Consider the following 13,480-nt stretch of genomic DNA (forward strand, 5'->3'; position numbering starts at 1 on the left):
TTGTCGCAACGATGGCCCCCCACCCGCCCCGCGCCGTCCAGCGGGTGGACAGGGTGTCCACGATGTGAGACGCGACACGCCCTCGGCTGACAGCGCGCCGCAGGGGGGCTACCTTTCCACCCATGCGGTTCCTCGTAGCCATCGGACAGCGCGCCGGCTGAGTCAGTTCGGCCGAGCGCGCGACCCCTCACACGCCATCCCTGGCTGAGGGGTCTTTTTGCGTCCGGCGGACCGAACACGCCGGACGTCCGGAGCACGACACCGTGGACGGCACCGCCCGAGGAGGACACCCAGATGCCAGAGCAACTGCCCCTGGACCCCAAGCTCCCCGTCGCCGAGCTCACCGGCGCGCAGAGCCTCGTCCGCTCCCTCGAGGCGGTAGGGGTCGAGGTCGTCTTCGGCTACCCGGGCGGCACCATCCTCCCCAGCTACGACCCGCTCATGGACTCCCCGACGGTGCGGCACATCCTCGTCCGCCACGAGCAGGGCGCCGGGCACGCGGCCGAGGGCTACGCCCAGGCCACCGGCAGGGTCGGCGTCTGCATGGCGACGTCCGGCCCGGGCGCGACGAACCTCGTCACCCCCATCGCCGACGCCTACATGGACTCCGTGCCGCTGGTCGCGATCACCGGCCAGGTCGGCACGAAGGCCATCGGCACCGACGCGTTCCAGGAAGCCGACATCACCGGGATCACCATCCCGATCACCAAGCACAACTACCTGGTGACCGACCCGGCCGACATCCCGCGCACCATCGCCGAGGCCTTCCACCTGGCCTCCACCGGGCGCCCGGGGCCGGTCCTGGTCGACATCCCCAAGTCGGTGCAGACGGCGAAGACGTCCTTCGCCTGGCCCGAGAGCGTCGACATGCCCGGCTACCGGCCCGTCGTGCGCCCGCACAGCAAGCAGATCCGCGAGGCGGCCCGGCTCATCGCCGCCGCCGAGCGCCCCGTGCTGTACGTCGGGGGCGGCGTCATCAAGGCCGACGCCTCCGCCGAGCTGATCGCCCTGGCCGACCTGACCGGCATCCCGGCCGTGACGACCCTCATGGCCCGCGGCGCGCTGCCGGACTCGCACCCCAACCACCTGGGCATGCCCGGCATGCACGGGACGGTCGCGGCCGTCACGGCCCTGCAGAAGTCCGACCTGCTCATCACCCTCGGCGCGCGCTTCGACGACCGGGTGACCGGTGAGCTGTCCAGCTTCGCCCCCGAGGCCAAGGTCATCCACGCCGACATCGACCCGGCCGAGATCGGCAAGAACCGCGCCGTCGACGTGCCCATCGTCGGCGACGCCAAGCTCGTCATCGCCGAGCTCACCGCGGCCGTGGCCGCCGAGTTCGAGAACGGGCGCGCCGACCTGAGCGCCTGGCGCGACCTGACGCAGTCCTGGAAGGCGACGTACCCGCTGGGCTACGCCGACTCCGAGGACGGCACCCTCGCCCCCCAGTACGTCCTGGAGCGCATCAGCGCGCTCACCGGGCCCGAGGCCGTGTACGTCGCGGGCGTCGGGCAGCACCAGATGTGGTCCGCGCAGTTCATCGACTACGAGAACCCGCGCACGTGGATCAACTCCGGCGGCCTGGGCACCATGGGCTTCTCCGTCCCGGCCGCCATGGGCGCCAAGGTGGGCCGGCCCGACACCGTGGTGTGGGCCATCGACGGCGACGGCTGCTTCCAGATGACCAACCAGGAACTGGCCACGTGCACCCTCAACGGCATCCCGCTGAAGGTCGCGATCATCAACAACTCGTCGCTGGGCATGGTGCGGCAGTGGCAGACGCTCTTCTACTCCGAGCGGTACTCCAACACCGACCTGCACTCCGGTGACCACCACGGCGAGCACGCCGCGCCCGTCCCCGACTTCGTCAAGCTCGCCGACGCCTACGGGTGCGTGGGCCTGCGCTGCGACAAGCCCGAGGACGTCGACGCGACCATCGAGAAGGCCCTGGCGATCAACGACGTGCCCGTCGTCATCGACTTCCGCGTCCACCGCGACGCCATGGTCTGGCCCATGGTCGAGGCCGGCGTGAGCAACGACGCCATCCAGTACGCCCGCGGGGTCTCGCCCCAGTGGGACCGCGAGGAGTCCGGCGACACCGTGTCCGGGCCGGAGAAGGTGATCTCCTGATGTCCGTCCACACCCTGAGCGTCCTGGTCGAGAACCGACCGGGTGTCCTGATGCGCGTCACCTCGCTGTTCGCGCGCAGGAACTTCAACATCCACTCCCTCACGGTCGGACCGACCGAACGGGCCGAGATCTCCCGGATGACCATCGTCGTCGACGTGGAGCGGCAGCCCCTGGAGCAGGTGACGAAGCAGCTGAACAAGCTGATCAACGTCCTGAAGATCGTCGAGCTGGAGGACGACGCCTCGGTCCAGCGCGAGCTGCTGCTCGTGAAGGTCCGGGCCGACGCCTCGGCGCGCGGGGAGGTGCTCGACACCGTGCAGCTGTTCCGCGCGCACGTCGTCGACGTGTCTCCCGACGCGGTGACGGTGGAGGCCACGGGCAGCCCCGACAAGCTGGCCGCCCTGCTGCGCGTGCTGGAACCGTTCGGCATCCGCGAGCTGGTGCAGTCCGGGTCGGTGGCCCTCGCCCGCGGTGGCCGCGCGATCTCCGACCGCGCGCTGCGCTCCGCCTGATCCCCGCACGAAACCCCCAGAAGAAACCGAGGAGAGAACCCCACGTGGCCGAGATGTTCTACGACGACGACGCCGACCTGTCCAAGATCACCGGCAAGAAGGTTGCCGTCATCGGCTTCGGCAGCCAGGGTCACGCCCACGCGCTGTCGCTGCGCGACTCCGGTGTCGACGTGGTCGTCGGCCTCAAGGAGGGCTCGAAGTCCAAGGCCAAGGCCGAGGAGCAGGGCCTGACCGTCGCCACGCCGTTCGAGGCCGCCAAGGCCGCCGACGTGATCATGGTCCTCGTCCCGGACCACCTGCAGCGCGGCCTGTACGCCGAGGCGATCGAGCCGAACCTGACCGCCGGCAAGGCGCTGTTCTTCAGCCACGGCTTCAACATCCGCTTCGGCTACATCAAGCCCCCGGCCGACGTCGACGTCGTCATGGTCGCCCCCAAGGGCCCGGGCCACCTCGTGCGCCGCGAGTACGTCGACGGCCGCGGCGTCCCCGTGATCGTCGCCGTGGAGCAGGACGCGACCGGCGACGCCTGGGGCCTGGCCCTGGCCTACGCCAAGGCCATCGGCGGCCTGCGCGCCGGCGGCATCAAGACCACCTTCACCGAGGAGACCGAGACCGACCTGTTCGGTGAGCAGGCCGTCCTGTGCGGTGGCGCCTCCGCCCTCGTGCAGACCGGTTTCGAGGTCCTCACCGAGGCCGGCTACCAGCCCGAGGTCGCCTACTTCGAGTGCCTGCACGAGCTGAAGCTCATCGTCGACCTCATGTACGAGGGCGGCATCGCCAAGCAGCGCTGGTCGGTCTCCGACACCGCCGAGTGGGGCGACTACGTCTCCGGCCCGCGCGTCATCGACGCCTCGGTCAAGGAGCGCATGAAGGACGTCCTCAAGGACATCCAGGACGGCACCTTCGCCCGCAACTTCATCGAGGACCAGGACGCCGGTGCGCCGAAGTTCAAGGAGCTGCGCGCCAAGGCCGAGCAGCACCCGATCGAGGCCACCGGCCGTGAGCTGCGCAAGCTCATGGCGTGGGTGAAGTCCGACGACAGCGACTACGTCGAGGGTTCCGCCGCGCGCTGAACCCCGTGACCGACCAGGCCCCCGCACCGCGTGACGGTGCGGGGGCCTCGTCGTCGGACGGGGTGCCTCAGGCGCTGAGCTTGCCGGCGATGCCGATGACGCGCGTGACCAGGTGGTCCAGGGCGGTGAACTCGACGTCGCCCAGGGGGATGTCGTTGCCGCCGCCGGTGACGTGGCTGACGCCGTAGGGGTTGCCGTCGACGAACTTCGAGCCGTCGGTGTAACCGGGGGGCACGATGATCCCGCCGAAGTGGTAGATCGAGTTGTAGAGGGCCAGGAGGGTGGTCTCCTGCCCGCCGTGGGCGGTCTGGGAGGAGGTGAACCCCGCGTACACCTTGTCGGCCAGCAGGCCCTGCGCCCACTGCGCGCCGAGGGAGTCGATGAAGATCTTCAGCTGGCCGGCGATGTTGCCGTAGCGGGTGGGGGAGCCGAACAGGACGGCGTCGGCCCAGACGACGTCGTCGGCGGTGACGCCGGGAGCGCCCTTCGCCGCTTCGGCCTCGGCGGTCTGCTCGTCGGTGGCCGCCTTCTCGCCGCCCGTGGGCTGGCGCTCGACCTGGCGCAGCCGCACCTGGGCCCCGGCCGCCTCGGCCGTGGCGGCCAGGCGCTCGGCCATGGCGCGCACGGTGCCGGTGGCGGAGTAGTAGACGATGGCGAGCTTGACGTCGCTCACGGCGACCTCCTCTTTCGTTGAACCTGCAAGTTGTCGGGTCCAACCTAGCGCGCTCCCGTCGCGTCCGCACGGGAGGCGTGGCATGTTGGCGAGCGGACCGGAGGCGGAGCAGCCAGCGAGGGGGAGTGATGTGCGCACACGCCGTACCCGAGAGGCGCTGACGGGCCTCGCGCTGCTGGCCCCCAGCCTGCTGGGGACGGCCGTCTTCCTGCTGGTCCCCGTCGCGGTCGCGCTGTGGCTGAGCCTGCACCGCTGGGACCTGGTGTCCCCGGCCCGCTGGGCGGGCCTGGACAACTACGCCGCCGTCCTGTCCGACGCCGGCACCCGGCACTCCTTCGCCGTGACCGCGCTGTTCACCGCCCTCGTCATCCCCGTGCAGACCGGGCTGGGGCTGCTCGTGGCGGTCCTGCTCGCGCGCCGGCTGCCCGGGTCGGGGTTCTTCCGCGTCCTGTACGTCGTGCCCTGGATCTGCGCGCCGCTGGTCGTCGGGCTGGTCTGGCGGTGGGTGTTCGACCCCTCGACGGGCGCGCTCAACGCGCTGATCGGGACCCGGGTCGAGTGGCTCACCAGCCACGCCCTGGCCCTGCCCGCCGTCGCGTTCGTCACGGTCTGGACGCAGGTGGGCTACGTCGCGCTGTTCTTCCTCGCGGGGCTGGCCGGCATCCCGCCGCAGCTGGCCGACGCCGCGCGCGTCGACGGGGCCGGGCCCTGGCGGGTCTTCCGCAGCATCACGCTGCCGCTGCTGCGGCCCACGACGTCCTTCGTGCTCATCACGGGCGTCATCTCCAGCTTCCAGGTGTTCGACACCGTCTACGCCATGACCGGCGGCGGGCCGGGCGGGGACACGTCCGTCGTGGCCTACCAGATCTACTCCGAGGCGTTCACGGCGCTGCGCATGGGCCGGGCCGCCGCCATCTCGGTCGTCCTCATGGTGGTCCTCGTGGTGCTCACCGTGGCGCAGCGGCTGTGGTTCGGCCGCCGCACGACGTACGAGCTGTCCGCGTGAGCCGCCGCGCCGCGGGCGTCGCCCTGACCTACCTCGTGCTGCTCGCCGGGGCGGTGCTCGCCCTCGGGCCCTACCTGCTCAGCCTGCTGACGTCGCTGAAGGAGCCGGCGCAACTGGCCCGGCGGGCCACGCTCACCTGGCCGGCGCCGTGGACGGGGCAGAACTACGCCGACGTCCTCGGCGGGCAGTACACGCTGGTCCCGGCCCTGGTCGTGACGGTGCAGGTGGTCGTGGTGCTGCTCGTCGGGCAGCTCGTCTGCTCGGTGTTCGCGGCCTACGCGTTCGCGCGGCTGCGGTTCCCCGGGCGCAGCCTGCTGTTCGGCGGCTACCTGGCGACCATGATGGTCCCGCAGGTCGTCACGGTCGTCCCGCTGTACGTGATGTTCGCCCAGGCCGGGCTGCGGAACACCTTCTGGGGCATCGTGCTGCCCACCCTGTTCGGTTCCCCGTTCGCCGTCTACCTCCTGCGCGAGCACTTCCGCGCCGTCCCGCAGGACCTGGAGGACGCCGCCCGCCTCGACGGGTGCGGGACCCTGCGCATCCTGCGGCACGTCGTCGTCCCGCTGTCGCGGCCGGTGCTGGCGACCCTGGCGGTCATCACCGTCGTCAGCCAGTGGAACAACTTCCTGTGGCCCCTGATCATCACCACGGGCCCGAAGTGGCAGACTCTCACGGTGGCGACTGCGAACCTGCAGAGTCAGTACAACGGGAACTGGACGCTGGTCACCGCTGCGACGACGCTCGCCATGGCCCCCCTGGTGGTGCTCTTCCTGCTCGTGAACAAGCACGTCACCGAGTCGATCTCCCTCACCGGTTTCCGCTGACGTCCCAGGAGTCCAGATGACCAGCGCACGCACGACGTCCCGGCTCAGCCGCCGCTCCCTGCTCGCCGGGGGCCTGGCCACCGCGGGCCTGGCCGGCTGCTCCATCGCCGACGACGGCTCGTCCTCGGGGTCGTCCTCCGGCGGGGGGACGACGGTGACGGTGCGGTTGTGGGACGACACCGTGCAGCCCGCCTACGAGAAGAGCTTCGCGGCTTTCCGGGAGCAGAACCCCGGCATCACGCCGAAGATCGAGATGGTCCCGTGGGCCAGCTACTGGGACAAGCTGCCCGCCGACGTGGCCGGGGGGACCCTGCCGGACGTCCTGTGGGTCAACAGCTCCAACTTCGGCGTCTACGTCGACTCCGGCACGTTCCTGAACATCTCCGAGGAACTGCCCGACGCCGTCGCGGGCTGGCAGCGGACGGTCGTCGACCAGTACACCCGCTCCGGGTCCCTGTGGGGCGTCCCGCAGCTGTCCGACGCCATCGGCCTCTTCCACAACACCGACCTCGTCCGGGCCGCCGGCGTGGACCCGGCCGGCCTCACGTGGAACCCGTCGGGGACCGGGGACACGTTCCTGCCCGCGGCCGAGGCGCTGACGGACACCTCCGGGGCCCGCACGCGGTACGGGTTCAACGCCGCCTACGACCTGCAGGCGATCTTCTTCAACTTCGTCGGGTCCAACGGCGGCGCCTGGCAGGCCGACGACGACAGCTACGTCTTCGGCGACGACCCGAAGTCCGTCGAGGCCATGCAGTACGTCGTCGACCTGATCAACCGCGACGAGGTGTCGCCCTCGGCGGCCGACACCAACGACAACGGCGACTTCTCCCGCGACCAGTTCACCCAGGGGAACATGGCGCTGTTCCAGTCCGGCACCTACAACCTCAAGAACGTCGCCGACGCGGCGCAGTTCTCCTGGGGCATCGCGCCGGGCCTGACGGGGCCGGCCGGCCGGGTCCTGGTCACCAACGGGATCGTCGCCGTCGGCAACGCCAAGACCAAGGACAAGGAGGCGACGCTGAAGGTCCTGGAGTGGCTGGGCAGCGAGGAGGGCGCCGCGCCCATCGGGGCCGAGGGCGCCGCGTTCCCCGCCGTCACGGCCGCGCAGCAGGCCTACCTGGACTACTGGAAGGGCCAGGACGTCGACGTCCAGCCCTTCCTGGACGCGGCCGCGGCCACCGACACGATGCCCGCCCCGCACGGCGCCCGCGCCCAGACCGGCCAGGCGGCCGCCGACGAGGTCCTCAAGGAGGTGTTCCTGGGGCGCATCCCCGTGCCCGAGGGCATGAAGCGGGCCCAGGACGCCGCGAACGCGGCGATCGCGGGGTGAGGCGGCGGTGAGTCGTGGAGCGGGCCAGGGCGCACGTCGCGGTGCCCCGCCGCCGGCCAAGGACTGCGCCGTCTGCGGGCGGACCATCACCTGGCGCAAGAAGTGGGAACGCGACTGGGACCAGGTCCGGTACTGCTCCGACGCCTGCCGCCGGCGGGCCAAGGCGGCCGCCGGCGTCGACGGCGCGCTCCAGGCGGCCCTGAGCCGGCTGCTGGACGAACGCGGCCCCGCGGGCACCGTGGACCCCGAGGAGGTCGCGCGCGCCGTCGGCGGCGCGGACTGGCAGGAGCTGCGGGAACCGGCCCGCTCGGCCGCCCGCCGGCTCGTCGCGGCGGGGGAGGCCGAGATCACCCAGGGCGGGCGGGTCGTGGACCCCTCCACGGCCCGGGGACCGATCCGGGTGCGGCGTGGCGGGGGGCGGGCGTAGGTTCGCCCCGGACCACCGGCACCGAACGAGGGAGCACCCCGTGCGCATCGGCCTGCACGTCTCGGACTTCACCAACCCCGGCGGCCCCGCCGCCCTGCGCGAGGACCTCCTGCGGGTCGTCGGCGAGGCGGAGGAGTCCGGTTTCCGCAGCGTCAGCGTCATGGACCACCTGTGGCAGATCCCGCCCATCGGCGACGCCGAGCGGGCCATGCTGGAGGCGTACACGACGCTGGGCTTCCTGGCCGCCCGCACCGAGCGCGTCGAGCTGCTCGCCTGGGTGACCGCGGTGACGTACCGGGAACCGGGGCTCCTGGCCAAGCTCGTCACCACCCTCGACGTGCTCTCCGGCGGCCGGGCGTGGCTGGGGATCGGGGCGGCCTGGTTCGAGCAGGAGGCGACGGGCCTGGGCCTGCCCTTCCCGGGCACCGCCGAGCGCTTCGAGCGGCTGGAGGAGACGCTGCGGATCTGCCGGCAGATGTGGTCCGACTCCGAGGAACCCTTCACCGGCCGGCACTACGCGCTCGGCCGGACCCTCAACAGCCCGCAGCCGCTGCGCCGCCCGCACCCGCCGATCCTCATCGGCGGCGGCGGGGAGAAGAAGACGCTGCGCCTGGTCGCGCAGTACGCCGACGCCTGCAACCTGTTCGGGGGCGACGACATCGCCCGCAAGCTCGACGTCCTGCGGGCCCACTGCGAGGACCTCGGCCGCGACTACGACGAGATCGAGAAGACCGTCATGGCCGTCGCCGACCCCGACGACGTCGAGGGGTTCCTCGAGCAGGCCCGCGGGTGGGCCGCGCTCGGCGTCACCCACGTCCACGGCGGGTTCCGGGGCTACTTCGAACCCGGCAGCGTCAAGCGGTTCGGCGACGCCGTGGTCCCGCGGCTGGCCGAGCTGGGCGCCTGAACGGCCCCCCGGCTCACCGGTAGCGGCTCACCGGTAGCGGCTCACCGGTAGCGGCTCACCGGTAGCGGCTGGGCGGCACGGGCAGGCCGAGGTTCTCCCGCAGGGTCGCCGCGGGCAGTTCCGGGGCCAGCACCCCGCGTCGCACCAGCAGCGGCACCACCTGCTCGGCGAACTCCTCCAGCCCGGTGGGCAGGGAGGAGAACGCCAGGGTGAAACCGTCCGCCGCGCCGCCGGTGAACCGCTCGGTCATCCAGTCCGCCACCTGCTCGGGGGTGCCGGGCAGGAACCGGCGGCGCAGCATCGCCCGGTACAGCTCCCGCAGCGTGAACCGCTCGCGGTCCACGAGCTTGCGGACCCCCTCGAACACCGTCTGCACCTGGTTCGACCCGCTGCTGAAGTCGAACTCGAACCGCTCGTCCAGCGGCCGGTCGGACAGGTCGACCCCCAGGTGGTGCGAGAGCCAGTCCAGGCTGAGCCGGTCCGGGGTCAGCGCCTCGATCTCCTCCAGCCGCTCCAGGGCGCGCGCGGGGGTCTCGCCCAGCACGGGGGACAGGGCCGGCAGCACGAGCAGGTGCGAGCGGTCCCGGCCGTTCTCCACGGCGCGCCGCTTGTAGTCCTCGTAGAGGCTGCGCGCGCCCGGCAGCGGGGCCGAGCCCGGCACGAACACGGCCTCGGCGTGCCGGCCCGCGAGCCGCCGGCCGTCCTCGGAGGACCCGGCCTGGAACAGCACGGGACGGCCCTGCGGCGGGCGGGGCAGGTTCAGCGGGCCCCGCACCCGGAAGAACTCCCCCTCGTGGTCCAGCACGTGCATCCCGGCCGGGTCGGCGTAGCGGCCCGAGGCGACGTCGGGGCGGATCGCGCCGTCGTCCCAGCTGTCCCACAGGCCGTGCACGACCTCGACGAACTCGGCGCCGCGGCGGTAGCGCGCGGCGTGGTCCAGGTTGCGCTCCAGCCCGAAGTTGCGGGCCTCCTCGTCGCTGGCCGACGTCACGAGGTTCCACCCGGCCCGCCCGGAGCTGAGGAAGTCCAGGGTGCCGACCTGCCGGGCGGTGTGGAACGGCTCGTTGTACGTCGTGGAGACGGTCGCGACCAGGCCGATCCGCTCGGTGCTGCGGGTCAGCGCCCCCAGCAGGCCGAACGGCTCGGGCCGCACGTTCGCGACGTGCTCGACGCCGGAGCCGAACCGGTCCCACACGTACAGCTCGTCGGCGTAGAACACGGCCGCGAACCCCGCCCGCTCGGCGGTGCGCGCGAAGTGCTCGTAGTACCCGAAGCTCACGTACTCGTCCGGCCGCCCACCCGGCAGCCGCCAGCTCGTGAGGTGCTCGCCGCCGGGGTAGAAGACCATCGCCGTGAGGATCACGACCGCGCACGCTACCCCGCGCCCGATCCGGTGAAGCGCTTGACACGGGTCGGGGCCGTGCCGTCCACTGGGAGAGCCATCCAGAGCGGCCGAGAGACCTGGCTCGTCGACGCCGCAGCAACCGCCCCGCCGGGGTAGGTGCTCCCGCCAGGACCGATGGGGAGGGACCCGCAGTGCCGATCGAACCGCTCACGCGACGCCTCGTCGTCGACCTCCTGCGCAGCGCCGGGACGACGTGTCGGGCCTGACCGCCCGATCCGCCCCCACCCCGCTCCGCCCCAGGAAGGTCCCGCGATGACGCACGCCCCGTACGGCTTCACCACCCAGCAGGTCCACGCCGGCGCCGAACCGGACCCGGTCACCGGCTCCCGGGTCACGCCCGTCCACCTCACCGCCGGGTTCGTCTTCGACGACTTCGAGCACGCCCGCGCCCGCTTCGCCGGCGAGGACGACGGCTACGTCTACACCCGCATGGGCAACCCGACGACGGCCGCCGTCGAACGCCGCCTGGCGGTCCTGGAGGGCGGCACCGACGCGATCCTGCTCGGCACCGGCCAGGCCGCGATCACCGTCGCCCTGCTGGGGATCCTCGGCGCCGGCGACCACGTGGTGGCCGCCGCCGACCTCTACGAGGGCTCGCGCGGGCTGCTGCTGGACAACTTCGCCCGCCTGGGCATCGCCGTCGACTTCGCCGCCGGGCCGGGGGACTGGGAGCGGCTCGTGCGCCCGACGACCCGGGCGTTCTTCGCCGAGTCGGTCGCCAACCCCAAGAACAGCGTCCTGGACGTCCCGGCCGTGGCCGCCGTCGCGCACCGCCACGGCGTCCCGCTCGTCGTGGACAACACCTTCGCCACGCCCTACCTGCTGCGGCCGCTGGAGCACGGCGCCGACGTCGTCGTGCACTCGGCGAGCAAGTTCCTCGCCGGGCACGGCTCGGCGCTGGGCGGCGCGGTCGTCACCGGCACCGGTTTCGACTGGAGCGGTTTCGCCCACCTCACCGACCCCGCGAACGTCCTGGCCGGGATGAGCTGGGTGGAGCGCCACGGCCCGCAGCGCGCCTACGTCGAGCACACCCGCTCCGTCGTCGCCTCCCGGCTGGGCCCGGCGATCTCGCCGTTCAACGCCTTCCTGGTCCAGCAGGGGCTGGAGACCCTCTCGCTGCGGGTGGGCCGCCAGAGCGCGACCGCCGAGACCGTCGCGCGCTGGCTGCAGGCCCGGCCCGAGGTCGTCGGCGTCGACCACGCCGGGCTGCCCGGGCACCCCTCCCACGACGTCGCCCGCCGCCTGCTGCCGCGCGGCACCGGGGCGGTCCTGTCCGTGACGCTGGAGGGTGGACGCGCTGCGGCCCAACGGTTCGTCGACGCCGTGCAGCTGTTCACCCGGATGACCCACGTCGGGGACGTCCGCTCCCTGGTCATCCACCCCGCCAGCACCACGCACGCCCACCGCAGCGAGGACGAACGGCTCGCCGCCGGGATCTGGCCCGGCCTGGTGCGGCTGTCCATCGGGCTGGAGGAACCCGAGGACCTGCTCGGGGACCTGGAGCAGGCCCTCGTGGCCTCCCGCGAGCGCGAGGGGGCGGCGGCCTGATGGGACGCCTGCAGCACTTCGGCTACTTCTTCTCCCGGGGTTTCGGCCCGCAGGGCTGGGGACGGGACTACCAGGCGTGGAACGACGACTGGACGCGCCCGGACCTGTACGCCCACGCCGTCCGCGACCTCGAACGGGCCGGGTTCGACCTCGTCGTGGTCGAGGACGCGATCTCGCTGGGGAACCCGCAGACCCTGGACCTGCGGGTGCGCGCCGCCTACGGCGGCCCCAAGCACGACCCGCTGCTGCTGGCGCCGTACCTGTTCGCCGCCACGACCCACCTCGGGGTCGTCCCGACGGTCAACGCGGGGATCACCCCGCCGTACCTCGCCGCCCGGCAGGCCGCGACGCTGCAGCACCTGTCCGGCAGCCGGTTCGGGATCAACCTCGTCACCGACACCGGCAGCGCCCGGCACGTCGGGCTCGACCCCGTCCCGCACGACGTCGCCTACGACCGCGCCGAGGAGTGGATCGACGTGGTCCGCCGGCTGTGGCACAGCTGGGACCCCGAGGCGCTCGTCGCCGACCCCGTCACGGGCCGGTTCGCCGACGGCACCCGCATCGACGCCTTCGCCCACCGCGGGGAGCACTTCCGCCTCGACGGCCCGCTGAACGCCCTGCCGTTCTCCTCGGGCGACCCCGTCCTGGTCTCCCCGGGCGGGTCGCCCCGGGGCCTGGGGTTCGCGGGGTCGCGCTCGGACGTGCAGCTGGCCCTCGCGCCCCTGCGGGTCGACCGGGTCCGCGAGTACCGGCGCAGGGTCCTCGACGCGGCCGCGCTGGCGGGCCGCAAGGCCTCCGACGTGCGCGTCCTGCTCGTCGTCAAACCCGAGCTCGTCGCGAGCGCCGCCGAGGCCGACCGCGTCGTCGAGGCCTCCGCGCACCCGGGCGAGGACGTCCTGCGCGAGGTCGCGCTGCACTGGTCCAGCGACCTGGAGACCGACCTGACCGCCCTGCCGCTGGACCGCCCGCTGGACCCGGCGGTGTTCGGCGACCACGTCTCCCTCGGGACGATCTCCGCGCTGCGCGGGGACACCCCCGACGCCCCGCTGCGGGAACTGCTGACCCGCAAGGCCCGCAAGGGCCGGCTGGCCGACCGGTCCGGCCTGGTCGGGACGGCGGAGGAGTTCGCCGACCTCGTCGAGGAGTTCGGCGAGGACGCGGGCAACGACGGGTTCCTGCTCTCGGGCGACCTGCACCCCGTGACGCTGCACCGCTTCCTCGACGACCTCGTGCCCGTGCTGCGCCGCCGCGGCGTCCTGCGGTCCGGGTACGGCGGCGGGGGGCTGCGGGGCAACCTGTTCGAGTTCTGAGCCGGGAGCCGGCCCCGCCCTCAGGCGGGACCGGCGCCCAGCACGACCTCGAACTCCAGCAGCGAGGCGCCCGTCGCGACCGGCCGCTGCCGCTCCCCGGCGTGGGCGTCGCGGGCGCCGCCGCCCGCCCACGCCTGGTACGCCTCCTCGGTCTCCCACCGGGTGTAGACGAAGTAGCGGGTCTCACCCGCCACCGGACGCAGCAGCTCGAACCCGAGGAACCCCGGGCTGCCCTCCACGGCACCCAGCCGGTGCGCGAACCGGCGTTCCAGCTCCGGGCCGGACCCGTCCGGCACCTCGATCGCGTTGATCTTCACGACAGCCATGCCGAC

13 protein-coding genes and 1 riboswitch are annotated in these 13,480 nt (G+C 72.8%); of the genes, 10 read left to right on the forward strand and 3 right to left on the reverse strand.

Going from position 1 to position 13,480, the window contains the following annotated elements; all coding sequences use genetic code 11:
* The first annotated feature begins 294 nt into the window (after window positions 1-294).
* The 3 genes from BJ968_RS18800 to ilvC are packed head-to-tail and all read left to right on the forward strand — an operon-like array spanning window position 295 to window position 3,715.
* The gene (locus BJ968_RS18800) at window positions 295-2,130 is read left to right on the forward strand and encodes an acetolactate synthase large subunit (protein ID WP_179754412.1); all 1,836 of its coding nucleotides are present in this window, start codon (window positions 295-297) and stop codon (window positions 2,128-2,130) included.
* Window positions 2,130-2,642 (forward strand): acetolactate synthase small subunit, encoded by a 513-nt coding sequence (gene ilvN, locus BJ968_RS18805; RefSeq protein ID WP_179754421.1) that lies wholly within the window; start codon window positions 2,130-2,132, stop codon window positions 2,640-2,642. The genes BJ968_RS18800 and ilvN overlap by 1 nt, the downstream gene beginning before the upstream one ends.
* A 44-nt stretch (window positions 2,643-2,686) precedes the next feature.
* Window positions 2,687-3,715, forward strand: coding sequence for a ketol-acid reductoisomerase (ilvC, locus tag BJ968_RS18810; protein ID WP_343078130.1), 1,029 nt, complete (start codon window positions 2,687-2,689; stop codon window positions 3,713-3,715).
* Between the two features lie 67 nt (window positions 3,716-3,782).
* On the opposite strand, the gene BJ968_RS18815 is transcribed toward ilvC, so the two are convergent.
* Entirely contained in the window at window positions 3,783-4,388 is a 606-nt protein-coding gene (locus BJ968_RS18815) for an NAD(P)H-dependent oxidoreductase (protein WP_179754423.1), read from the reverse strand.
* A gap of 130 nt (window positions 4,389-4,518) precedes the next feature.
* On the opposite strand from BJ968_RS18815, the gene BJ968_RS18820 reads away from it, so the two are divergent.
* Genes BJ968_RS18820 through BJ968_RS18840 form a run of 5 tightly spaced genes read left to right on the forward strand, consistent with a single transcriptional unit; the run spans window position 4,519 to window position 8,885 of the window.
* Window positions 4,519-5,394 carry an ABC transporter permease subunit gene (locus BJ968_RS18820; RefSeq protein ID WP_218885163.1) on the forward strand — a complete coding sequence of 292 codons (876 nt, stop codon included), beginning with the start codon at window positions 4,519-4,521 and terminating at the stop codon, window positions 5,392-5,394.
* On the forward strand, window positions 5,391-6,218 hold the full coding sequence (locus tag BJ968_RS25035) for an ABC transporter permease subunit (protein ID WP_179754427.1): 828 nt from the start codon (window positions 5,391-5,393) through the stop codon (window positions 6,216-6,218). Before BJ968_RS18820 ends, BJ968_RS25035 begins: the two co-directional genes overlap by 4 nt.
* A 16-nt stretch (window positions 6,219-6,234) precedes the next feature.
* Window positions 6,235-7,551 (forward strand): ABC transporter substrate-binding protein, encoded by a 1,317-nt coding sequence (locus tag BJ968_RS18830; RefSeq protein WP_179754429.1) that lies wholly within the window; start codon window positions 6,235-6,237, stop codon window positions 7,549-7,551.
* A gap of 7 nt (window positions 7,552-7,558) precedes the next feature.
* The gene (locus tag BJ968_RS25935; RefSeq protein WP_179754431.1) at window positions 7,559-7,978 is read left to right on the forward strand and encodes a DUF3253 domain-containing protein; all 420 of its coding nucleotides are present in this window, start codon (window positions 7,559-7,561) and stop codon (window positions 7,976-7,978) included.
* 40 nt (window positions 7,979-8,018) lie between these two features.
* A complete protein-coding gene (locus tag BJ968_RS18840) occupies window positions 8,019-8,885 on the forward strand; it encodes a TIGR03560 family F420-dependent LLM class oxidoreductase (protein ID WP_179754433.1) in 867 nt (288 codons plus the stop codon).
* A gap of 55 nt (window positions 8,886-8,940) precedes the next feature.
* Here BJ968_RS18840 and BJ968_RS18845 read toward each other — a convergent pair whose 3' ends face one another.
* Entirely contained in the window at window positions 8,941-10,248 is a 1,308-nt protein-coding gene (locus BJ968_RS18845) for an NtaA/DmoA family FMN-dependent monooxygenase (RefSeq protein WP_218885164.1), read from the reverse strand.
* Window positions 10,249-10,321: 73 nt separating this feature from the next.
* A riboswitch (SAM riboswitch) is annotated at window positions 10,322-10,411 on the forward strand.
* A gap of 131 nt (window positions 10,412-10,542) precedes the next feature.
* On the opposite strand from BJ968_RS18845, the gene BJ968_RS18850 reads away from it, so the two are divergent.
* Both BJ968_RS18850 and BJ968_RS18855 read left to right on the forward strand, forming a co-directional pair.
* Window positions 10,543-11,838, forward strand: coding sequence for an O-acetylhomoserine aminocarboxypropyltransferase/cysteine synthase family protein (locus BJ968_RS18850; protein ID WP_179754435.1), 1,296 nt, complete (start codon window positions 10,543-10,545; stop codon window positions 11,836-11,838).
* Window positions 11,838-13,148, forward strand: coding sequence for an LLM class flavin-dependent oxidoreductase (locus BJ968_RS18855; RefSeq protein WP_179754437.1), 1,311 nt, complete (start codon window positions 11,838-11,840; stop codon window positions 13,146-13,148). The genes BJ968_RS18850 and BJ968_RS18855 overlap by 1 nt, the downstream gene beginning before the upstream one ends.
* Window positions 13,149-13,168: 20 nt before the next feature.
* On the opposite strand, the gene BJ968_RS18860 is transcribed toward BJ968_RS18855, so the two are convergent.
* Window positions 13,169-13,474 carry an antibiotic biosynthesis monooxygenase family protein gene (locus BJ968_RS18860; protein ID WP_179754439.1) on the reverse strand — a complete coding sequence of 102 codons (306 nt, stop codon included), beginning with the start codon at window positions 13,472-13,474 and terminating at the stop codon, window positions 13,169-13,171.
* Window positions 13,475-13,480 lie beyond the last annotated feature (6 nt).

The organism is Kineococcus aurantiacus (genome assembly GCF_013409345.1).
GTDB lineage: Bacteria > Actinomycetota > Actinomycetes > Actinomycetales > Kineococcaceae > Kineococcus > Kineococcus aurantiacus.

Excerpts from the sequence above, each read along its gene's own strand:
- BJ968_RS18855 (WP_179754437.1), top strand. The coding sequence starts at position 11,838 with ATGGGACGCCTGCAGCACTTCGGCTACTTCTTCTCCCGGGGTTTCGGC.
- BJ968_RS18830 (WP_179754429.1), top strand. The coding sequence starts at position 6,235 with ATGACCAGCGCACGCACGACGTCCCGGCTCAGCCGCCGCTCCCTGCTC.
- BJ968_RS18850 (WP_179754435.1), top strand. The coding sequence starts at position 10,543 with ATGACGCACGCCCCGTACGGCTTCACCACCCAGCAGGTCCACGCCGGC.
- ilvN (WP_179754421.1), top strand. The coding sequence starts at position 2,130 with ATGTCCGTCCACACCCTGAGCGTCCTGGTCGAGAACCGACCGGGTGTC.
- BJ968_RS18800 (WP_179754412.1), top strand. The coding sequence starts at position 295 with ATGCCAGAGCAACTGCCCCTGGACCCCAAGCTCCCCGTCGCCGAGCTC.
- BJ968_RS18860 (WP_179754439.1), bottom strand. The coding sequence starts at position 13,474 with ATGGCTGTCGTGAAGATCAACGCGATCGAGGTGCCGGACGGGTCCGGC.